The sequence below is a fragment of the Actinokineospora guangxiensis genome (assembly GCF_042657845.1).
Lineage (GTDB): Bacteria > Actinomycetota > Actinomycetes > Mycobacteriales > Pseudonocardiaceae > Actinokineospora > Actinokineospora guangxiensis.
In genome coordinates, this window is sequence record NZ_JBHSKF010000017.1 from 141,242 (window position 1) to 162,108 (window position 20,867).

Genomic DNA, 20,867 nt, shown 5'->3' on the forward strand with positions numbered 1-20,867 from the left:
CCTCACGCGGCCACGGCGGGCGCGCTCATGCACCGGTCCACGAACTCCGCGAGCCGTGCGGGCGTCGGGTGGTCGAAGGTGACCCCGGAGGGCAGCGGCACGCCGACCGCGGACTCCACCGAGTTCTTCAGGTCGACCGAGGCCAGCGAGTCCATGCCGAGGCGGACGAACTCGCTGTTGGGGTCGACGTCGGCGAGGTCGTCGATGTGCAGGATGCGGGCCACGGTGGCGCGGATGTGCTCGCGCAGCGCGGTGATCCGGTCCGGTTCGGCCATCGCCGCGAGCGCGACCAGGTCGAGCCCGCCGGAGTCGGCGTCGCGGGTGTGCAGCTCGCAGTACAGGCCGCTGGCGATCGGCTTGGCCGCGGTGAACCGGGCCCAGTCGACCTCGCCCGCGGCGACCTGGGGCCACGGCCGCCGCAGCAGCACGGCCAGCGCGCGCAGCGCCTTCTCCGGGGTGAAGTAGTGCACGCCCTCGTGCTCCAGGGCCTTGACGTGCAGCTCGGAGAGCCGCGCCGACATGCCGACCTGCGACCACGGGCCCCAGTTGACGGCGAGGGCGGGCAGCCCGTCGGCGACGCGCTGGTGGCAGAGCTGGTCGAGGAAGGCGTTGGCGGCGGCGTAGTTGGACTGCGACATGCCGCCGACGACCGAGGCGGCCGAGGAGTAGGCGACGAAGAAGTCCAGCTCCAGCGCCGAGGTGGCCTGGTGCAGCAGCCACGACCCGTACACCTTGGGCCCGAAGAGGCCGTCGAGGCTCTCCCAGCTCTGCTGGGCGATCGGGGCGTCGGCCAGCCCGCCCGCCGCGTGCACGACGCCGCCGAGCGGGTTCTCCCCGCCCGCGACCGCGCCGACGATGCGGCGCACGTCCTCGGCCGAGCTGAGGTCGCCGAGCAGCACCCGGACCTCGGCGCGCTTCCGCAGGCGATCCCAGGTGTCCAGGGCGTCGGCGGCCGGGGTGCCGCGCCTGCCGACCAGCGCGATGTGCCGGGCGCCCAGGTCGACCAGCTTCTCGGCGGTGACCAGGCCGAGCGCGCCGAGCCCGCCGGTGATCAGGTAGGTGCGGTCGCCGCGGACCGGGGTCTCCCGGACGTCGTCCTCCAGGTCGGGCCGGTAGGCGCGCAAGCGCTTGACGTGGCGCTCGCCGCCGCGGTAGGCGACCTGGAAGTCATCACCGGCAGCCGCGGTGACCTCGGCGAACACGTCCTCCAGGGAGTCGGTGTCGACCAGGGTGGGCCGGTAGGTGGGGTACTCGTTGAGCAGCACCTGCGCGAAGCCCCACAGCGTCGAGGCGGCCAGGCCGTCGCCGACGGGGTGGCCGGGCACGACCTGCGCGCCGTCGGTCACCAGCCACAGCCGCTGGCCGCGGCCGAAGCCGTTGTCGGCGAGGGTCTTCAGCTCGCCGAGCAGGCGGGTGAAGTTGTGCTCGTTCTCCGCGCGCAGCCGCTGCACGCCGGTGCCGTCGACGCGCTGCCACACGAACACCACGTCGGTCGGGCCATCGGCCAGCGAGCCGACGACGGCCGCGCCGCGGGTGTCGGCGGGGGCGTCCGCGCCGATCAGCAGCACCGTGCGGGCGGAGTCGGCGGCCTCGGTGGGCTCTGGCACCCAGTGCATGCGGTGCAGGAAGTCGCGCGGGGTCTCGCCGTCGCGCTTGCGCAGCCCCACGCCCTCCAGCGAGGCCACCACCCGCGAGCCCTCGTAGACCAGGGCGTCGATGACCAGGTCCTCATCGACCTGCACGGCCGGGGACTGGCGGATGACCGCGCGCAGTTCCGCGGCTCGCGGCTTCTTGGCCAGCACCACGCGGGTGGCGCGCACCGGCCCGTACTCCGCCTCACCGAGCACGGACCCCCACACCTCGGCCAGCAGCGCCGCGGGCAGGAACTCGCCGGTCGAGCCCTCGGGCCCGGCCAGCGCCACCTCCCGCATGCCCTCGCTGAGGTCGACGCCGGGCAGCGCGGGCTCCGCGCCGAGCACGGCGGTGGCCAGCGGGGCGTCATTGGCGAAGACCTCCACCCGCGCGCCGTCGCCGACCTCGGTGACCACCGTGCGCAGGTCGACCGACTCGTCCTCGGCGGTCGCGGGCGGCTGGTGCAGCCGGAGCTTGGTGACCGGCCGCGACGTCTCGCCGAAGACCGCGTCCTGCACCGCGAACAGCAGGTCGATCACCCCGCCCGCGTCGATCGAGGGCACCGACGCGCGGTATTCCCCGGGCGCGACCTCCGCGCCCAGCAGCGGGTGCCCGCCGGAGCGGGCGAGCAGCGCGCCCTTGCCCTCCGGCAGCCAGAACCGCTTGCGGTCGAAGGCGTAGAGCGGCAGCGTCAGCGCGGTGGCCGGGGTGCCGTGGAACCCGGCCCAGTCCACCGGCAGGCCCGCGGTGTAGAGCTGGGCCAGCGACTTGCGGATCGTGGCGCCCTCGGGGTCCTTGGAGTGCACGCTGGTCAGCCAGCGGTGCTCGTCGGCGGTGACGCACTTCTTCGCCAGCCCCGACAGCGCCGCCGACGGGCCGATCTCCACGAACACGTGCTTGCCGCGCCGCTGCAGCGCCGCCATGCCCGCGGCGAAGTTCACCGCCTCGCCGATGTGGCGCACCCAGTACTCCGGGTCGGAGATCTGGCCGAAGCGGGCGACCTTGCCGGTCAGGTTGGAGATCAGCGTCAGCCGGGGCTCGTGGAAGGAGACGCCTGCCAGGACCGCGCGGAACTCCTCGAACACCTCGGCCATGAGCGGGGAGTGGAAGGCGTGCGAGACCGCGAGCGCCTTGGCCCTGATCCCGCGCTCCCGCAGCACCGCCACGACCTCGTCCAGCGACGCGGAGCCGCCGGAGATCACGCACTGCTCCGGCGCGTTGTAGGCGGCCATCGCCAGGTCGGCGTAGCCCGTCAGCAGCGGCTCGACGTCGGCGGCGGCCGCGGTGACCGCGACCATCCCGCCCGGCGCGCTGACCGACTGCATGAGCCGCCCGCGCGCCGCGACCAGCGTCACCGCGTCGTCCACGGTGAACAGCCCGGCGACGGTGGCGGCGACGACCTCGCCGATGCTGTGCCCGATCAGCGCGGTCGGCTTGGCGCCCCACGAGATCCACAGCTGGGCGAGGGCGTACTCCAGGGTGAACAGCGAGGCCTGGGTGAAGCGGGTCTGGTCGATGAGCCCGTCCGGGGCGTCGCCGAGCAGCAGCGCGCGCACCGACTCGCCGAGCAGCGGGGCGAAGAGCGCGTCGAGGTCGTCGACGATCGAGGCGAACAGCGGGTAGTCGCGGTAGAGCGTCGCGCCCATGCCCAGGTACTGCGAGCCCTGGCCGGTGAACAGGAACGCCAGCTTGCGCGCCTCGGGCACCGCGGTGTCGGCGTCCTCCTGGCGGGCCAGGAACGCGTCGAGCCCGGCGGCGTCGCCGACCAGGCCCGCCACGCGCAGCGGGAAGTGCGCGCGCCCGGTGGTCGCGGTGCGGGCCAGCTCGGCGACGTCGACGTCGGGGTTGGCGGCCAGGTACTCGCGGTAGCGGGCGATCTGGCCCGCCAGCGAGCGGCGGTTCTTCGCCGAGATCGCGAACACCGCGCCCGCCTCCGGGGTCGGCTGGACCTCACGGACCGGTGCGGGCGGGGCCTGCTCCAGCACCGCGGCGGAGATCGTGCCGCCGAAGCCGAAGCTGTTGACCAGGGCCCGCTTGACCGGCGCGGTCCACGGGGTGTTCTCGGTCGGGATGGCCACCGGGTAGCTCGACCACGGGATGCGGCCGGAGAGCTGGGTGAGGTTGAGGTGCGGGAAGATCGTGGATTCCCGCATCTGCAGCACGGTCTTGATGACGCCGACGACGCCGGCCACCGGCTCCATGTGCCCGAGGTTGGTCTTCACCGAGCCGACCGGGATCGGCGCGTCCGGGGTGTGGGAGTCGCCGAAGACGTCGGCGATGGCGCCCATCTCGATCGGGTCGCCCAGCGGGGTGCCGGTGCCGTGGGCCTCCACATAGGACAGGTCCTTGGGCTCCAGCGCGGCGGCGGCGATGGCCGCGCGCATGACCTTCTCCTGCGCGGGCCCGTTCGGCACGGTCAGCCCGGCGCTGTCGCCGTCTTGGCCGACCGCCGAGCCGCGGATCAGCGCCAGCACGGTGTCGCCGTCGCGGCGGGCGTCGGAGAGGCGCTTGAGGACGAGCATGCCGCAGCCCTCGGCGCGGGCGTAGCCGTCGGCGGCGTCGTCGAAGGTCTTGCAGCGGCCGTCTTCGGCCAGCATGCCCGCCGCCGAGAAGATGACCTGCGTGCGCGGGTGGTGCAGGGCGTTGACACCGCCCGCCAGCGCGATCTCGCACTCCCCCGAGCGCAGCCCCTTGACGGCCAGGTGGATCGCGGTCAGCCCCGACGCGCAGGCGGTGTCGACGGTCATGCACGGGCCGTGCCAGCCCAGGAAGTAGGACAGCCGGCCGGAGAGCGGGAAGAACGTGACACCGGAGGCGAGGTGCCCGTCCAGCTCGGCCGGGGCCAGCTGGTCCATCTCGAAGGCGTAGTCGATGGAGCTGGCGCCCACGTACACCCCGCCGGTGCCCTTGCGCAGCGGCGTCGGGTCGATGTTGGCGTGCTCAAGGGCCTCCCAGGTGGTCTCCAGCAGCAGCCGCTGCTGGGGGTCCATGTACTGGGCCTCCTTGGGCGAGATGTTGAAGAACCCGGCGTCGAACTCGTCCAGCTGGTCGAGGTAGCCGCCGTTCTCGGCGCGGATCTTGCCCGGGGCCTCGCCGTCGGGCAGGTAGGCCTCGGCGTCCCAGCGGTCGGTCGGCAGCGGGCCGATCCCCGACCGCCCCGCGCGCAGGAACTCGGCGAACTCGGCGGGCGAGCGGGTCTCGCCGGGGAAGCGCAGGCCGATGCCCACGATCGCGATCGGCTCGTACTTCTCCAGCATCAGCTCGCGGATGGTCGCCTGCTGGCGCGCGAGAGCGGCCCGCAGATCCGGCTCGGTCATGATCAGCTCCAGTCAGGCTGTCGATCAGGGCGTCAGGCTCGGTAGAGGTCCTGCAGCAGGTCGTCGACCAAGGCCTTGTCCGACGCGCTCACCCCGGCCTCCACCGGGGTCTTGGCCGACGCCGCGGTCGGGAAGACCTCGACCAGCACGTCGGACATCAGGTAGGCGACGAGGTCGCGCACCGTGGGGCGGTTGAACAGCGCGTTGGCGCTGATCTCGCAGTCCAGCGCGGTTTCGAGCCTGCGCTTGACGTCGGTGATGCGCAGCGAGGTGAGGCCCAGCTCGAAGAACGCCGTGTCCAGCGGCAGCTCCTCGCCCTCCTCCATCAGCATCGCGGCGCGGAACTCGGCGGCCACGGCCGCCTCCAGCGCGTCGGGCCGTTCCGAGGCGGGCAGCGCGAGCAGCGCCTCGACAGTGCGTGCGGTCATGGTCCGCCTCCGAAAGACGTGTACGGGCACCAGAATCGAACTACGGGGGCCTGATCCGGTTCTGAGACCGGACTGACGGGCGCGCAGAACGCGAACGGGGGCCGCGCGCCGCAGCGCACGGCCCCCGCCCGGGGCGTGGATCAGGCGGCCGCGATGGCCAGCACCGCGTTCTGTCCGCCGAACCCGAAAGAATTGCTCAGGACGAGCCCCCTGGGCACCGGGGTCGCCTGGAAGGCGACATCGATGTCGATGCGGGGGTCCAGCCGGGTGGTGTTCGCCGTCGGCGGCGCCACCCCGTGCTCCATGGCGAGCACCGAGAACACGGCCTCGGCCGCGCCCGCCGCGCCCATCATGTGGCCGGTGACGCCCTTGGTGGAGGTCACCACCGGCCGGTGCGGCAGGACCCGGCCGAGCACCTGCGCCTCGACCAGGTCGTTGAGCGGGGTGGACGTCCCGTGCGCGTTGACGTGCACCACGTCCGATGCCGACGCGCCCGCTTCCGCGATCGCCGCGGTGATGGCCGCCTGGACCCCGGCCCCACCCGGATCGGGCGAGGTGACGTGGTGGGCGTCGGCGGTGGCGCCGTAGCCCAGCACCCGCCCACGCACCCGCCTGCCCGCCGCCGCCGCGTCGCGGGCCCGCTCCAGCACCATCATCCCGGCGCCCTCCGCGCCGACGAACCCGTCGCGGTCGATGTCGAAGGGCCGCGACGCCAGCAGCGCCTCGTCCCGCTTCGACAGCGCCCCCATGCGGGCGAAGCCCGCCATGGTGACCGGGTTCAGCAGCGCCTCGGTGCCGCCCGCGAGCACGATGTCGCAGCGGTCCATGACGAGCAGGTCCTTGGCGATGCCGATCGCGGTGGCCCCGGACGCGCACGCCGTGGCCACCACCATGTTCGGCCCTCGCGCGCCGAACTCCATCGCCACCTGGCCCGCGGCCATGTTCGACAGGTGCATCGGCAGCAGCAGCGGCGAGACCCACGCCGGGTTCTCCTCGAGCAGAACCCGGTGGTTGGCCTCGAAGGTCTCCGCGCCGCCGCCCGCGCTGCCGATCACCACGCCGACCCTGGCGCCGTCCCAGGTCGCGGTGTCGAGCCCCGCGTCGGCCACCGCCTCGTGGGCGGCCACCAGCGCCAGCTGCACGAACCGGTCGAGGCGGTGGGCCTTGCGCCCGCCGAGGCGCTCGGCGGGGTCGAAGCCCGGCACCCGGCAGGAGATCGACACCGGGTTGCCGGCCAGGACGGGGTCGTGTGCCGCGCGGGACCGGCCCGACAACACGGCCGCCCAGCTGGGCTCGACCCCGATCCCGCCGGGGGTGACCAGCCCGAGGCCGGTCACCGCGACGTCGTCGGGGCCTGCCATCAGACCGTCACGCTCCCGGCGGCGCGCGCCTCCATGAGGGCCACGATCTCCCCGACGGTGTCCAGCTCCATCAGCTCGTCGTCGCTGATCTTGAGCCCGAGCTCCTTCTCCAGCACCAGCGACAGCTCGACAACGGCCAGGGAGTCCAGCTCGATGTCCTCCTTGGTGGCCTCGGCGACGATCTGGTCCCCGCTGATCTTCAGCTTGTCGACCAGGATGTTCTTGAGGGTCTCGAACACGGCGTTCTCCTTAACCTGTGGTGGTCATGTCCAGCCGGCGGAACGCCGGGTTCAGGCCGCTTCGGTGGCGGAGGCGCCGCCGGAGAGCCAGTCGGTGGGCAGGCCCATGAAGCTCATGCGGGCCTCGGCCATCTCGTCGGTCCACCGCTCGGCGGCGTCGTAGCGCTCGTCGGGGGTGGTGTCGAGCATGCGCACGCCCGGCCACAGCTCGTAGTCGCCGATCAGGTCGGCGTGGCGGCGCATGCCCTCCTGGAACAGCTCCTCGCGGTGGATCACGTACTCGCGGTCGGGCACCTCGTTCCACAGCCGGCGCCCCGCCTCCAGGATCTCCAGCAGCCGGGGCTTGTACTCCGGCGTCCGCACCAGGTGATCGCGCAGGATGGTCGAGCCGACCACCAGGTGGCGGATCTCGTCGATGGAGGTGCCGCGGGAGATCTCGCCCGCCGCCGGGTCCAGCACGCCCCACTTGCGCTCGCTCAGCTCGGCGGCCGGGGCCAGCACGCCCTCGATGACGATGGTGAACACCGCGACGCCGCCGTAGAAGTCCTTGCGGTCGCGGACGATGTCCAGCGCGTAGTCCTCCACCGGGGAGAGCACCCGGCGGCGGTAGTCCTCGGTCATCTCCTCGATCTCGGCGAAGAGGCGGTCGCGGGGAACGCCCATCTCCACCAGGTGCTCGCGGAAGACCCTGGCGTGGCGGGCCTCATCGATGAGCTGGGTGGCGAAGAACTCCATCTCCGGGATGCCGGGGGCGTTGGCCACGTAGTACGACAGCACCCGGGTGGCCAGCTCCTCCGACAGCGCGCGGAAGCCGAACTCCAGCACCAGGGCCTCCCGCAGCGGGTGGCCCTTCTGCCGCATGTAGTCCGGCACCAGCGCGTCCGGGGCGTGCCCGGTGGCGCCGCGCCCGGCGAGGGTGCCCTGGGCGACGTCGGTGAACCAGTAGGCGAGGTTGCAGTGGTCGGCGGTGAGCACCAGCTCCTTGGCGCCGTCCAGCAGGCTGGGCGCGCTGTCGAAGTCGGCCTCGGGCGCGATCTCGTGGGTAGTCATCTCCGGGTGGTTTCCCCTCAGCGGCCCGCGAGCGCGGGCTCCGGCTTCTCGGCCTCGGCGGCGGGGCCGTGCCCGCCCTCCGGGCCCTTCTGGTCGATGCCCAGCTCGTCCAGCATCTTCTGGTACGCGGGCTGGGCGACCGGCTCGAACGGCAGGGCCAGCGGCTTCATGAAGTTGCCGAACAGGCCCCGGTCGCCGAACAGGTGGAACGGGATGATCAGCAGCGCCCACTCCGGACCGATGGTCAGGCACCAGACGAGGATGACCGTGCCCTGCGTGATGAACGAGTGCATCACGTTGTAGAGGACGTAGTACCCCTTGGCGATCGGGCCGCCGTTGGCCTTCTTGAAGGCGATGGCCCCGGGCAGGTAGCCGATGAGGTCGATGTAGAAGAACAGCCCGATCGCGACCCACCAGCGGATCTCGGAGATGTTCCACACCATCAGGCCGGTCACCACGACCACGCCGAAGAGGTACTCGGCCCGGTGTGCCTTGAAGGTGTTGGGCGTCTCGTAGGGGTTCAACTGGTCCATGACGGACTCCTGCGGGTGCTACTGGCCGGGGGTGGCCGCGGTGGCGGGGGTGAGCTGGAGGTCGCCCGCGAAGGACACCTCCGGGAAGGAGCCGTCGATGGCCCAGGCCACCGTCTCCCGGATGACCCGCTCGGCGATCGGGTCGAGGATGCCCTCCATGGAGGGGATGCCGAAGTCGAAGTCGCCGTCGAAGCGCACGACGGTGTCGGCGCCTTCCTGGCGGAAGGCCCAGGTGCCCTCGAAGACGTCGAAGTCGCCGTCCTCCTGCTCGAAGACGACCGTGAGGGCCTCGAGGTCGATCGTCTCGTTCTCCAGCCAGCGCAGGATGCCGCTGCGGAAGTACAGCTCCCAGCTGGAGGAGGCCGACGTGCTGGGCAGCGTCTCGATGACCTCGGTGGCGCGCACGTGCGGGGCCAACTCGGGGTAGCGGTCGAACCGGATCAGCGCGCGCAGCACGTCCTCGGCGGTGGCGTTCTTGACGGTGGCTTCGAGGTCGACGTGTCGCATGTCAGTGCCCCCCGGGCATGGTCGCGGAGTTGGCGATGAGGTCGCGGGTGGCCTGGTCCCACGCGCTGAGCAGGGTCTGCACCTCGACGTCGGTCAGGATCGCGGGCGGGGTGAACCGCACCACGGCGCTGCCGGTCATCGAGTGGTTGGCCACGATGCCGTTGTTGAACAGCTCGGTGAGCAGCTCGCCCGCCAGGCCCGGCTCGACCAGCTCGACGCCGATCAGCAGGCCCTGGCCGCGGACGTCCTTCACCAGGTGGCCGATGTTGCGGTAGGCGATGTCGGCGATGCGCGGCAGCAGGGCGGTGCCCAGCTCCATCGCCCTGGTGACCAGGCGCTCCTCCTGCAGGGCCCTGATCGAGCCCTTGACCGCGGCCATCAGCACCGGCATCGCCGCGAAGGTTCCGGTGTGGACGAACGGGTCCTTGTCGAAGGGCTTGAAGGCCTTGCGGGTGGCGATGGCCGCCGACACCGGCATGACACCGCCGCCGATGCCCTTGCCGGTGAGCAGGACGTCGGGGGTGATCTCCTCCAGGTCCGCGCCCCACCACTCGCCGAGGCGGCCCATGCCGGTCTGCACCTCGTCGAGGATGAGGAAGCCGCCGTACTCGCGCACGAGTCCCTCGACCTGCTTGAGGTACCCCGCCGGAGGCAGGATCACACCCGCTTCTCCTTGCACGGGCTCAAGAATCACCGCGGTCTGCCCCGGGTGCGCCTTCAGCTCGGCCTCCAGCGCGTCGGTGTCGCCGAAGGGCACGTGCGCGAAGTCCGGGATGAGCGGGCGGAACGGGCGCTGGTAGACGTCCTTGGCCGTCGCCGACAGCGCGCCGAGGGACTTGCCGTGGTAGCCGTTGACCATCGACACGGTCCGCTTGAACCCGTTGGCGCGGGCCAGTTTCAGCCCGGTCTCCACGGCCTCGGCCCCGGAGACGGAGAAGTGCACGCGCTCCAGGCCCTTGGGCACCACCGAGCACAGCATCTCCGCGGCCTCGGCCGCGGTGGGCTCCAGCAGGATGCGGGTTCCCATCGGGTTGGTGGCGAGCTGGCGCTGCACCTCCTCCAGCACGATCGGGTGCCGCGCGCCCAGGATGAACACGCCGTAGCCGCCGCAGTTGAGGAACTTCTCCCCGTCGGAGGTGGTCATCCACGCGCCCTCGGAGTGGTGCTCGACGTGGCAGCCGAACAGCTCGGCCAGCGTCGCGCGCCCCCGGCTGAGGTGCTTGCGGTAGAGCCCGAGCACGTGCTGCTCGGAAGCGCCGTGCTCGGCGACCTGCGTGTGCGGCTCGTGGGCCTTCGCCATCGCGGTCATGGTTGGTCCTCTCAGGACAGGACGAGCGGGCCGCCGGTGAAGTACTCGACGAGCGCTTCGGAGGCGGAGGCCCGCGACGGCGGGTGGAAGGCCAGCGGACGCACACCGGTGGCCAGGCGCGCGCTGTCGGCGGAGACGATGAAGTCCAGGCCGCCCAGCAGCTCCAGCGCCGCCGCGGTGGAGTCGGCGATCAGCTGCTGGGCGCCGTAGCGGGCGACCAGCGCCGAGGCGACGGCCTCCTCGCCGTCCACGCCGTCGAGCACGCCGCGCGCCGCGCCTTCGAGCAGGCCGTAGGCGGACTCGACCTTGATGGCCAGCTGGGCGCGCTCGCCCGCGCTGCCGCGGCCGCGCTCCAGCACCTTCTCCACCAGGGCGCTGGCCGCGCCGACGTAGCCCGCGGAGATCAGCAGCTCGAACCAGACGAACCCGGCCAGCTGCAACGCCTCGATGCGCTCGGGGTCCTCGTCGGTGGTGCGGATGACCAGGTCCTCGGAGATGAAGACCTCGCTCAGACGCACCTCCTCGGACTCCGCGGCGGCGAGCACGTCGTTGCCCCAGAACGGGTGTGTGGTGATGCCCGCGCTCGCCGCCGGGATCAGCGCCATCGCCAGCTCCAGCTCGCCGGTCTTGCCCGGCACCGCGATGCTGGCGGTCAGCACGTCCATCGACCCGGAGAGGCTGCACGGCTTCTTGCTGCCGTTGAGCAGGTAGCCGCCCTCGACCGGGGTGGCCTTGACCGCCGGGGCGAGGATGTTCTGCTCGGTGCGGCCCTCGGCCCAGCCCGAGGCCATGATCTTGCGGTCTGGCACGACCGACTTGAGCAGGTCGATCTGCGCGCCGGTCAGGCGGCCCTCGGTCGGGGCCAGGGCGTACAGCGTCGCCGCGGTGAAGTGGTGCATGGTCGCCGCGGCCGCCAGCGACGGCGACAGCGAGCCCAGCGCCCGCATCACCTGCACGGCCTGCACCAGGTCCGCGCCCGCGCCGCCGTGGTTCTCCGGCACCAGCAGCCCCACGCCCTCGTGGGCGCGGAACAGGTCGATGACCGGGCTGCCCGGGGTCTCGCGCTCGGCGAAGGTCAACTCCTTCAGCGCCGAGACCAGACCGGGGTGGAACTGCTCGCAGACCTCGCGGGCCGCTTCGAGGGAACGCATGGTGGAGACCTCCGGGGGACGCCTGGGTGGGGGGCCGGGTCAGGCGCCGTCGAAGACGGCCTGGCGCGGGCGGATGCCGGTCGCGATGCTCACGCCCTGCACGTGCGAGGTCTTGAGCATCGGGTAGTTCGCCTCGCCGTAGACGCCGCCGGTCAGACCGGTGCCGCCGTGGCTGGGCAGGTAGGGCAGGAAGCCGATGTGGGAGTCGTTGACCTTCAGCAGACCGCCGTTGACGATGCGCTGCACGAACTGGTCGATGACCTCGTTGGACTGCGCCCACAGCGAGTTGCGCAGGCCGTAGTCGTTGGTGTTGACGAACTCGATGAACGCGTCCAGCAGCTCCGGGTCGGTGGAGGCCTCCGGGACGATCACCGGCAGCAGCGGGAAGAACGTCTCGTGCTTGACCATGTCGGTCTCGCGCGAGGTGGCCAGGCCGTTGACCCGCAGCACGGTGGGCTGCAGGAAGACGCCGGTCTCCGACGGGGTGCCGTCGACCTCCATGCGCCCGCCGCCGGAGATCAGCTCGGCGCCCAGCTCGATGGCCTGCTTCTGCAGGGCGAAGAACTTCTCGGCGCGGCGCACCGGGGACAGCAGCACGTCCTCCTGGTCCGGGTAGCCGGGCTTGACGTCCACGATCTGCTCGCGGATCTTGGCGATCAGCTCGTCGGCGACGTCGGGGTGCACCACGACGCAGTTGGGCACCATGCAGATCTGGCCGGAGCCGTAGAAGCACTCCAGGATCGCCTCGGTCGCGGCGTCGAGGTCGGCGTCCTTCCAGATGACGATCGAGTCGTTGCCCGCCAGCTCCAGGATCGGCTTCTTGCCGTTGGCGATGCAGCGCTCCTGCAGCTTCAGGCCCTCCTCGGAGCCGCCGACGAAGAAGATGTCGTTGACCAGCGGGCTCTCGATCCAGCGGTCGGTGGTCTGCTTCGGGTTGCTGCACAGGGCGTTGAGCACGCCGGGCGGGGCGCCGACCTCCTCCAGCAGCGGGGCGATCAGCTCGCGGCACAGGTACATCGTGGACAGCGGGATGCTGCGCGGGGCGCGCACGACGACGGCGTTGCCCGCCATCAGCGGCAGCACCGCGAGCGCGGCCGAGGGACCGGCGGCGTTCTGCGGCGGGTTGAAGCACACCACGCCGTCGGGCTGGCGGCGCACGATCAGCTTGCGGGAGCCGTAGAAGAACTCCTTGTGCATCTGCTCGGCGTACCACTGCACGGACTCCTGCCCGTACAGCTGGTAGAGGCAGCTCAGCTCCCAGCGGGCGAGCTTGACCGGGTGCGACTCGGCCACCAGCAGCTCCAGGAACTCGTCCTGGTTGGCCAGCAGCGTGCGGCGGAACATCTCGCCCAGGCGCAGGCGGCGCTCCAGCGGGACGCGAGCCCACTCCTTGGCCGCGTCGGCGGCGGCCTGCAGGGACTCGTCGATGTGCTCGGTGCTCGCCACGGCGCAGCGGCCGACGACGTAGCGGTGGTTGGACGCCTCGTCGTCGGGGTTCTTCTCCAGCGCGCGCTTGAGGCTGATGCTGGTGAAGACGTCCTCCAACAGCGAGGAGGCGCTGGTGGTGTAGACCCACCCGTCACCGGGGACGTCCTTGCCGCCGATGAACAGGTCGTAGCTGCGCAGCGGCTTCTCCCGACCCGGCGCCGCTCCCCCGGCCAGCTGGTTGGGGTCTCCCTCGATTAGCTTCATCGCATGCCCTTCCCGACATTTCAGCGGGTACGTGACGATTCCCGGCGCGCATTCGCCCCGCGCCACACTTGACGACTCTCGCAGGATCGTCTGACCGGCTCCTGACAGCCCGGTGATGACGGTTGATCAGGTCAGCGCCGCACGCAGCCAGGACCGAAAGTCGCTGGCATTCATGGAATCCAGGCTCGCGGCACGTTCGGCAATTGCGGCGTCGCCGCCGGAATCGATGAATTTCTCCCGTATCAGGGATATGTGGTCCGCCCGCGTTTCGGGCCCGGCGGCGCCGCGCGGAATCGCGCGCTCCCGGCAGCGCCTGCGCCCGTCGCCGTGCACGACCGTGACCCGTGCGGGCGTGGCCTTGGTGGCCGCGCTGAAGTCGCCTTGGACGTTCTCCGGGGCGGTGAGGCCGTAGTCGGCCAGCCACGCCTGGGCCCGCGGCCCCGCCATGCGCAGCGCGGCGCCGAAAGGCGCGTCGGACTCCAGCAGCGCGCGCGTCATCTCCGGGTCGTGCACCAGGCGCACCTTCGCCGCCAGCGCCCGCCGCCCGGGGTCCGCGGTCGCGGGCCTGCCGAGGTCGGCGGCGGTGAAGTGGCCGCTGAGCAGCGCCGTGGCGACCGGGTAGCGCACGTCCAGCACGAGTGCGCCCAGCGGGCTGTCCGGGCCGTCGAGGTAGCGCTCGGCGGTGCGCTGGGCCATGAGCGTGTAGGCCGACGCCTCGACCAGGACCTCGGCGATGTCGTCGGGGTCGGTGACCGGGGCGAGGTCGGCGGCGCAGTCGACGGCGGCGTCGATGCCGGGGCCGCCGGGGTGCAGCTTGAACGACAGCGTCTCGGTGTGCCACTGCTCGCCGAGGGCGTGGTCGACCTGCTCGGGCAGCGGCACGTCGGCGTAACGGGCGAGGAAGCCGTCGGGGTGCTCCAGGATGTCGTGGGCGCCGGCGATACCCGCGCGGGCGGCGTCGCAGGCGTCCAGGCCCGCGCGCACCGGGGCCATGGTGGCCACGGCGCGGGCCTCGCAGGCCAGGAACGAGCGCAGCATCGGCCAGTGCGGCATGGCGAAGGCGATCGCCAGCGCGTCCGCCCACACCCCCGGCGGCGCGCCCTCGGCCTTGAGCCTGCCGGCGACCGCGCCCGCCAGGTGCGTGTGCATGGCGCTCTGCCCGCGCAGCGGGCCCAGCGTGGCCGCCGCGGTGATCCGGGCGGCGCACTCGTTGGCGGCGACGACGGCGGTGATCAGGCTCGGGCCGTCGGCGGCGTAGGCCAGCGGCACCGCGACCGTGGAGTTGGACAGGTGGCCCGCGTAGGCGGTGTCGTCCAGGTTGAGGAACGACCCGACCGCCGCGAGCACCCCGGCGGCGGCCTTGCGGTCGGGCTGGGCCGGGCCGCCGAAGGCGGTGATGATCTTGGCGCCGGTCGGGTGGGCGCCGCCCGCGCGGATGGCGGCCAGCTGGGAGAGCACCTGGCTGGCGGCGTACTCGCGCACCCTGGCCGGGATGTCGCCGTCGGCCAGCCCGGCCGCCCAGTCCGCCAGCCGGGTCAGCCCGCTCACCAGTCCGGGCCCGCGGCGACGGCGGCGTCGGCCCAGACCGGCAGCGCGCCGGGCGCGACCCGCAGGGTCATCGACCCTGCGGTGTCGGCGTGCAGTTCCCCGTCGTGCTCGAAGACGAGGTTCGCGCCGTCGGTGCGCTCGACCTCGACGCGGCTGCCGCGTCCGTAGTAGACGCCCGGCTCACCGAGGTGCGCGCCGGTGCGGATCAGGTCGGGCACGCGCAGCGGGTCCACCTGGCCGCTGATGACGCACACGTCGAGCAGGCCGTCGGTCAGCTCCGACATCGGCAGCAGCAGGTACTGCCCGCCGCGGTAGCGCCCGCCGCCGACGTTGGCCAGCACCGTGTCGCCCTCGTAGAGGACCTTGCCGTCGACGCTGACGCGGCCGGGGTAGGGCTTGTGCGCGGCGCACGCGTCGGCGAAGGCCTTGGTGTAGCGGCCACGGCCGGTGATCGGGGTGCGGCGGGCGAACTCCAGCGCCTCGGCGACGACGCCGGAGCACGCGCCCAGGCAGACCACGGCGCCGGTCTCCGCCAGCCGGGCCAGGTCGAGCCTGCGGCGCGCGGCCTGTCCGCCGAACACGGCACGGACGGCCTCCTGCCACGGGCGGTCGCCCCAGAGCATCCGGTAGACCGAGTTCCCGGTGCCGCCGGGCAGCACGAGCAGTGTCGAGGAGGTCGTGTCGATCATGCCTTCCACGACCTCGCGCACGGTGCCGTCGCCGCCGACGACCACCACGAGCCCGGGCGGCGTGCGCGCGGCGACGGCGCGCCGCGCGGTCTCCGTCGCGTCCCCGCGCGCGGTCGTGACGTGCAACGACGTCTCGGCGTGCGCGGCGCAGGCGTCGCGGATCGCGGCCACCAGCTCCGCTTTCGCCGTCCCCGCGGTGGGGTTCGCAATCACCAGAACCTGGTCCGTCACCGGCCCGCCCATCGCCCGCTCCCCGCGCATCCGTGCCACCGCCGAGGGGTCGGCGGCCGAGAGTGCACCATCCCCAGTGCGTCTGACCAGGACCTGATGGTGTCCTGACAGCCGCTTTCCCAGCTATAGCCGCGATGTTCTACTTCACAGGCCTCGCCGACGAAACGCAGAAAGGGGTGCCAGGCGTGACCAGCACAGTGAGCAGGACAGCAATCCCGGCGCTGGACGCGATCCGGGCGTACACGCAGGCGGAGAACCCGTCCGCCTTCCTCGCGCTCAACTCCGGTACCGCGACCTTCACCAGCCCCGGCATCCAGGGGGCGGTCGCCTACCGGCGCGCGGGCGACTACCTCGTGCAGTTCGGCGGCGTGTTCGCCCCACCGGAGGACTACGGCAAGCTGCTGACCGCCTTCCTCGACTACGCGCGGTCCCTGGACTGCAAGGTCGTCACCGTCCAGCTCCAGCGCCACGACGCGGAGATCTACGCCAGGCACGGCTTCACCGTGAACCAGATGGGCGCGTCCTGGGCGGTGTCGCTGCCGGACTTCACCCTGCGCGGCTCGCGCTTCATGCAGCTGCGCAACAAGATCTCCCGCGCCTTCCGCAACGGCCTGACCGTCGAGGAGGTCAACGCCGAGCACTACCAGGGCTCCATCACCGAGATCGACCGCGCGTGGCTGGGCTCCAAGGGCGAGGGCGCCCACCAGCTGGAGTTCCTCGTCGGCGAGACCGGCGGCGACGGCGGCCCGTACCGGCGGCTGTTCGTCGGCTCGATCGAGGACCGCCCGGTCGGCTACATCTCCTACTCGCCGGTGTACGGCACCCGGCACGGCTGGATGCACGACCTGTCCCGGCGCATCCCGGAGACCTCCCCCGGCCTGATGGAGGCCATCAACTCCGTCGCCATCGAGACCTTCCGCGGCGAGGGCGTGCCGTGGCTGCACTTCGGGTTCACCCCGTTCACCGGCCTGGACTCCACTCAGGAGCTGACCGGCCACAACCTGGGCTACCAGTGGCTGATGCACGCCCTGTTCGCCCAGGGCGGCGACCTGTACCCGGCGCAGAGCCAGCTGGCCTACAAGCAGAAGTGGGCGCCGTCGCTGGTGATCCCGGAGTACATCGGTTTCCCCGACCGCGCGTCCCTGCACGCCTTCGCCCACGTCTTCCGCGCCTGCGGCGCCTTCTGATCGGAGTTCACCCATGTCCACTGAGGAACTGATGCAGGCCACGGTCGGCCAGCTCATGGGCATCTTCGGCGCCCCGGACGACCCGGCGGTCGCCGAGGCGGCCGACGACACCCTGGCCGCCCTGCACGAGGCCCTCGCGGGCTGATCACCGCAGGGTCAGCCCCGGATCAGCCCGGCCCACCACGCTGGCCCCGTCTCCCCTTGTCGCTTAAGGAGCCACGGAATGCAGTCCACGCAAGTCAGCACCCTCGCACCTGCGGCGCGGGGGGCCAACACGGGTTCGGCGACCTTCACCGAGCTGCTCAAGCGCGTCAAGGCGGAGGGCCTGCTCGACCTCCAGTCGGGCTGGTACTACCGCAGGATCGCGGTGAACCTGGCGATGCTGGCCCTGGGCATCGGCGCGTTCTTCGTCATCGGCGACTCCTGGTGGCAGCTGGCCAACGCGGTCTGGATCGGCGTCTGGTGCGCCCAGGCGTCCTTCATGTTCCACGACGCGGGCCACAAGTCGATGTTCCGCGCCAAGGCATCGGCCACCGTCGTCGGCTACACCCACGCGAACCTGATCAACGGCTTCTCCTACGGCTGGTGGGTCAACCACCACAACCGCCACCACAGCCACCCCAACCACCTGACGCTGGACCCCGACATCGGCAGGCGCACCGCGATCTTCGACATCAAGCAGTACGCCACCCGCTCCCGCGTCGGCCGCTTCATCGTCCGCTACCAGGCCGTCCTGTTCTTCGTGCTCCTGACGCTGGAGTCCTACAAGATGCAGAAGACCGCCTGGAAGATGATCATCAGGCGGGAGGTGAAGAACCCCCTCCTGGAAGCCGCCCTGATCCTCGCCCGCCTGGCGATCTACATCACCTGCGCCTTCCTGGTCCTCTCCCCCGCCCTGGCCATCGCCTTCCTGCTGATCCAGCAGGCCGTCATGGGAGTCTACTTCGGAATGATCTTCGCCCCGAACCACAAGGGCATGGAGATCAGGGACGGCGAGGAGGAGACCCTGGACTGGCTGGAGCGCCAGGTCCTGACCTCCCGCAACATCAACCCGTCCCCCCTGATCGACTTCATGTACGGCGGCCTGAACTACCAGATCGAACACCACCTGTTCCCCTCGATGCCCCAGGGCTCCCTGGCGAGGGCCCGCCAACTGACGATGGAGTACTGCGCCGAGAAGGGAATCCCGTACGTCGAGATGGGCTTCTGGGCCTCGTACAAGGAGGTCGCCCACTTCCTCCACGACGTCAGCGCCCCCGCCCGCCGAGGCGAGGTCACGGCCTGACACCCACACCCATCACGGCGAAGGCTCCCGCCCCACAGCGGGAGCCTTCGCCGCGTCTCCGGGGTATCCCGATCGGGCGAGGGCGACCCTTGTCACCCTGTCCCCGTGTCGAGCGGTCTCCCTCGCCGAGCATTCGCCGACGAGTCGTTCATGGAAGCCGCGGAAGGCGGCTACCACATCCTCGCGGCAACGGTCGTTGACCCGGCGGCGAGCTGCGGCGACCGACTCCCGGAATCAGCACACGGCCTAGCCCTCCAGCACGCTGAACGAGATCCCCGCCTTCACCAACCGCGACGTCAACGCCTCCCCCATCGCCACCGCCGTGGTCACCTGCCCGGAACAAGCGGGCAACTCGTCGAACGCCAAACACAACGCCGACTCCGCCAGCATCTTCGCCGTCTCCCCGTACCCCGGGTCCCCACCACTGACCTCGGTGACCACCCGCCGCCCATCCCCCCGAGCCTCGAACCGCACCTTGAACCACGACCGAGCCCGCCGCTCAGCCGACGGCCCCTCCCCCGACTTCACCCGCCCCAACAACCAGTTCCGCACCGGCGACACCTGGGCCAACCCGAACAACACCCCCACCCCGCCAACAACACCCACCACAGTCGGCAACCGCTTGAACGCCAAGAAGTGCCCATAGGTGAAGTCGGGCCCATAGACCTCCAACGCCCGAGCCGACCGCAGCACGATCTGCGGATCAACAGTCGGAACAGGCAACGCCCACCACCCGAACCGCGACCGATGCGGCTTCCCCGCCCCCCGCGCCCGACGCCCGGCGGGCCGCTCCTCCAGCTCCCGGCGCTGCGCCGCCACCGCCGCACTGGCCTTCATCCGCCCGAACGCCGTGACCGCCGACTGGTAGGTCCCGCCGGAGAACGTCCCCGAAGCCCGCACGAACCCCTCGACCGCCACCGCCCCCGAGGCCTTCAACTCCGTCACGGCGTGCAGCACACCCAGGTCGTACGGAATCGAGTCGAACCCGCACGCGTGCACCAGCCGCGCCCCGGACGCCACGGCGGTCGCGTGGTGACGCACATACGTCTGGTCAACGAACTCCGGTTCCCCGGTCAGGTCGACGTAGTCCGTCCCCGCCGCCGCACAGGCCGCCACCAGCGGGTCCCCGTGCGCCACATACGGCCCCACGGTCGTGATCACCACGCGCGCCGCCGACGCCACCGCGGCCACCGACTCCGCGTCCCCGACGTCGGCCACCAGCAGGTCCATCGACCCCAACTCCGGGTCGATCGACGCCAGGCGGGACCGAACTCCGGCGAGTTTCGCCTGGTTGCGCCCCGCCAGCGCCCACCGGCAGCCCGCCGGGGCGTGCCTGGCCAGGTACTCCGCGGTCAGCTCGCCGGTGAACCCGGTGGCCCCGAACAGAACGATGTCGTACTTCCGGCGCGAACCCATGCCCGGATATTACCGACCGGTAACCATGAAAACCATCCCACCCTTATGGCGGTCAGTGAGCAAAACATTGACAAGGTTGGTCACAGTTTCGTTCGGTATTGCCGCTAGTCTGGTACCCGTGCAGATGTCCCCGAGCGCCACTCCCGGCGAGCTGCTCCGGCTCCTGCGCGACGGTCAGTCGCGCACCCGCGCCGAGCTGGTCGCCGAGACCGGGCTGGCCCGCTCCACCGTCCGCGCCCGGCTCGACGCCCTGGTCGACGCCGGGCTGGTGTCCGACCGCGGCAACGGGGCGTCGACCGGCGGGCGGCCTGCCAGCCGCTTCGTCTTCAACTCCCGCTCCAGGCTGGTGCTGGCCGCCGAGGTCGGCGCCACCCACGCCACGGTCGCCGTCACCGACCTGACCGGCGAGCCGCTGGCCACCGAGCGCATCGACCTCGACATCGCCGACGGGCCCGACATCGTCCTCGGCACCCTGGCCGCCACCTGGCGCGGCCTGGTCGAGCGGCACGGCGCGCCCGTCGCAGGCATCGGCATCGGTCTGCCCGGCCCGGTCGAGCACTCCACCGGCCGCCCGACGAACCCGCCGATCATGCCCGGCTGGAACGGCTACGACGTGCCCGCCCGCGTGCAGCGGGACTTCGCGGTGCCCGTCCTGGTCGACAACGAGGTCAACCTGATGGCCCTCGGCGAGCACACCCGCTGCCACCCCACCGAGCAGCACATGATCGTCGTGAAGGTCGCCACCGGCATCGGCTCCGGCCTGATCAGCAACGGCGCCCTGCACCGCGGCGCGGTCGGCGCGGCGGGCGACCTCGGCCACATCCTGGCCCCCGGCGCGGGCGACGTGCCCTGCCGCTGCGGCAACACCGGCTGCCTGGAGGCGGTGGCCAGCGGCCCCGCCATCGCCGCCCAGCTCACCGCGGTGGGCATCCCGGCGCGCACCAGCAAGGACGTCGTGGAGCTGGTCCAAGCGGGCAATCCCACGGCGGGCCAGGCGGTCCGCCAGGCCGGACGCGACATCGGCGAGGTGCTGGCCGGCGGGGTGAGCCTGTTCAACCCGTCGCTGATCGTCATGGGCGGCTCGCTGTCGCAGGCGGGCGAGATGCTCCTGGCGGGCGTCCGCGAGGCCATCTACCGCCGCTCGCTGCCCCTGGCCACCGAGCACCTGCGCATCGTCCCGTCCCAGACCGCCGACAGCGCCGCCATGCTCGGGGCCGCCGCGATGGTCGTGCAGCACGCCCTCTCCCCGGACGTGCTGGACCCCGAGCTGGTCTAGCTCGGGACGCTCACGG

Annotated in this window: 17 protein-coding genes; 4 read left to right on the plus strand and 13 right to left on the minus strand. The window is 71.8% G+C overall.

Annotated features, from left to right (window positions below; genetic code table 11):
* Nucleotides 1-2: 2 nt before the first annotated feature.
* The 12 genes from ACFPM7_RS26250 to ACFPM7_RS26305 all read right to left on the minus strand — a co-directional run bounded on the left by ACFPM7_RS26250 (nt 3) and on the right by ACFPM7_RS26305 (nt 15,717).
* Nucleotides 3-4,949, minus strand: a complete 4,947-nt coding sequence (locus tag ACFPM7_RS26250; RefSeq protein WP_378250457.1) for an SDR family NAD(P)-dependent oxidoreductase — start codon at nt 4,947-4,949, stop codon at nt 3-5.
* 32 nt (nt 4,950-4,981) lie between these two features.
* A complete protein-coding gene (locus ACFPM7_RS26255) occupies nt 4,982-5,377 on the minus strand; it encodes an acyl carrier protein (protein WP_378250458.1) in 396 nt (131 codons plus the stop codon).
* A gap of 140 nt (nt 5,378-5,517) precedes the next feature.
* The gene (locus ACFPM7_RS26260) at nt 5,518-6,738 is read right to left on the minus strand and encodes a beta-ketoacyl-[acyl-carrier-protein] synthase family protein (RefSeq protein ID WP_378250459.1); all 1,221 of its coding nucleotides are present in this window, start codon (nt 6,736-6,738) and stop codon (nt 5,518-5,520) included.
* On the minus strand, nt 6,738-6,977 hold the full coding sequence (locus tag ACFPM7_RS26265) for an acyl carrier protein (protein WP_378250460.1): 240 nt from the start codon (nt 6,975-6,977) through the stop codon (nt 6,738-6,740). The genes ACFPM7_RS26260 and ACFPM7_RS26265 overlap by 1 nt, the downstream gene beginning before the upstream one ends.
* A gap of 51 nt (nt 6,978-7,028) precedes the next feature.
* Entirely contained in the window at nt 7,029-8,027 is a 999-nt protein-coding gene (locus tag ACFPM7_RS26270) for a VlmB-like protein (protein WP_378250462.1), read from the minus strand.
* 17 nt (nt 8,028-8,044) lie between these two features.
* Nucleotides 8,045-8,560 carry a hypothetical protein gene (locus tag ACFPM7_RS26275; RefSeq protein WP_378250463.1) on the minus strand — a complete coding sequence of 172 codons (516 nt, stop codon included), beginning with the start codon at nt 8,558-8,560 and terminating at the stop codon, nt 8,045-8,047.
* A gap of 18 nt (nt 8,561-8,578) precedes the next feature.
* Entirely contained in the window at nt 8,579-9,067 is a 489-nt protein-coding gene (locus tag ACFPM7_RS26280; RefSeq protein WP_378250464.1) for a type II toxin-antitoxin system RatA family toxin, read from the minus strand.
* Between the two features lies 1 nt (nt 9,068).
* Entirely contained in the window at nt 9,069-10,376 is a 1,308-nt protein-coding gene (locus ACFPM7_RS26285; protein ID WP_378250465.1) for an aspartate aminotransferase family protein, read from the minus strand.
* An 11-nt stretch (nt 10,377-10,387) separates the two neighbouring features.
* Nucleotides 10,388-11,527 (minus strand): acyl-CoA dehydrogenase family protein, encoded by a 1,140-nt coding sequence (locus tag ACFPM7_RS26290; protein WP_378250466.1) that lies wholly within the window; start codon nt 11,525-11,527, stop codon nt 10,388-10,390.
* Between the two features lie 39 nt (nt 11,528-11,566).
* Nucleotides 11,567-13,219, minus strand: a complete 1,653-nt coding sequence (locus tag ACFPM7_RS26295) for an aldehyde dehydrogenase family protein (RefSeq protein ID WP_378250467.1) — start codon at nt 13,217-13,219, stop codon at nt 11,567-11,569.
* A 126-nt stretch (nt 13,220-13,345) separates the two neighbouring features.
* Nucleotides 13,346-14,767 (minus strand): MmgE/PrpD family protein, encoded by a 1,422-nt coding sequence (locus tag ACFPM7_RS26300; RefSeq protein WP_378250468.1) that lies wholly within the window; start codon nt 14,765-14,767, stop codon nt 13,346-13,348.
* Complete coding sequence (locus ACFPM7_RS26305; protein WP_378250469.1) at nt 14,764-15,717, minus strand: diacylglycerol/lipid kinase family protein; 954 nt, start codon at nt 15,715-15,717, stop codon at nt 14,764-14,766. Before ACFPM7_RS26305 ends, ACFPM7_RS26300 begins: the two co-directional genes overlap by 4 nt.
* Nucleotides 15,718-15,872: 155 nt before the next feature.
* Between ACFPM7_RS26305 and ACFPM7_RS26310 the strand changes: the two genes are divergently transcribed.
* From ACFPM7_RS26310 to ACFPM7_RS26320, 3 genes are all read left to right on the plus strand, one after another.
* Entirely contained in the window at nt 15,873-16,874 is a 1,002-nt protein-coding gene (locus tag ACFPM7_RS26310; RefSeq protein WP_378250470.1) for a bifunctional lysylphosphatidylglycerol flippase/synthetase MprF, read from the plus strand.
* 13 nt (nt 16,875-16,887) lie between these two features.
* Nucleotides 16,888-17,019 (plus strand): hypothetical protein, encoded by a 132-nt coding sequence (locus ACFPM7_RS26315; RefSeq protein ID WP_378250472.1) that lies wholly within the window; start codon nt 16,888-16,890, stop codon nt 17,017-17,019.
* 78 nt (nt 17,020-17,097) lie between these two features.
* On the plus strand, nt 17,098-18,159 hold the full coding sequence (locus ACFPM7_RS26320) for a fatty acid desaturase family protein (protein WP_378250473.1): 1,062 nt from the start codon (nt 17,098-17,100) through the stop codon (nt 18,157-18,159).
* Between the two features lie 246 nt (nt 18,160-18,405).
* Here ACFPM7_RS26320 and ACFPM7_RS26325 read toward each other — a convergent pair whose 3' ends face one another.
* Complete coding sequence (locus ACFPM7_RS26325; protein WP_378250474.1) at nt 18,406-19,575, minus strand: saccharopine dehydrogenase family protein; 1,170 nt, start codon at nt 19,573-19,575, stop codon at nt 18,406-18,408.
* Between the two features lie 124 nt (nt 19,576-19,699).
* Here ACFPM7_RS26325 and ACFPM7_RS26330 point away from each other — a divergent pair, with 124 nt between their 5' ends.
* Complete coding sequence (locus ACFPM7_RS26330) at nt 19,700-20,851, plus strand: ROK family transcriptional regulator (RefSeq protein WP_378250513.1); 1,152 nt, start codon at nt 19,700-19,702, stop codon at nt 20,849-20,851.
* Nucleotides 20,852-20,867 lie beyond the last annotated feature (16 nt).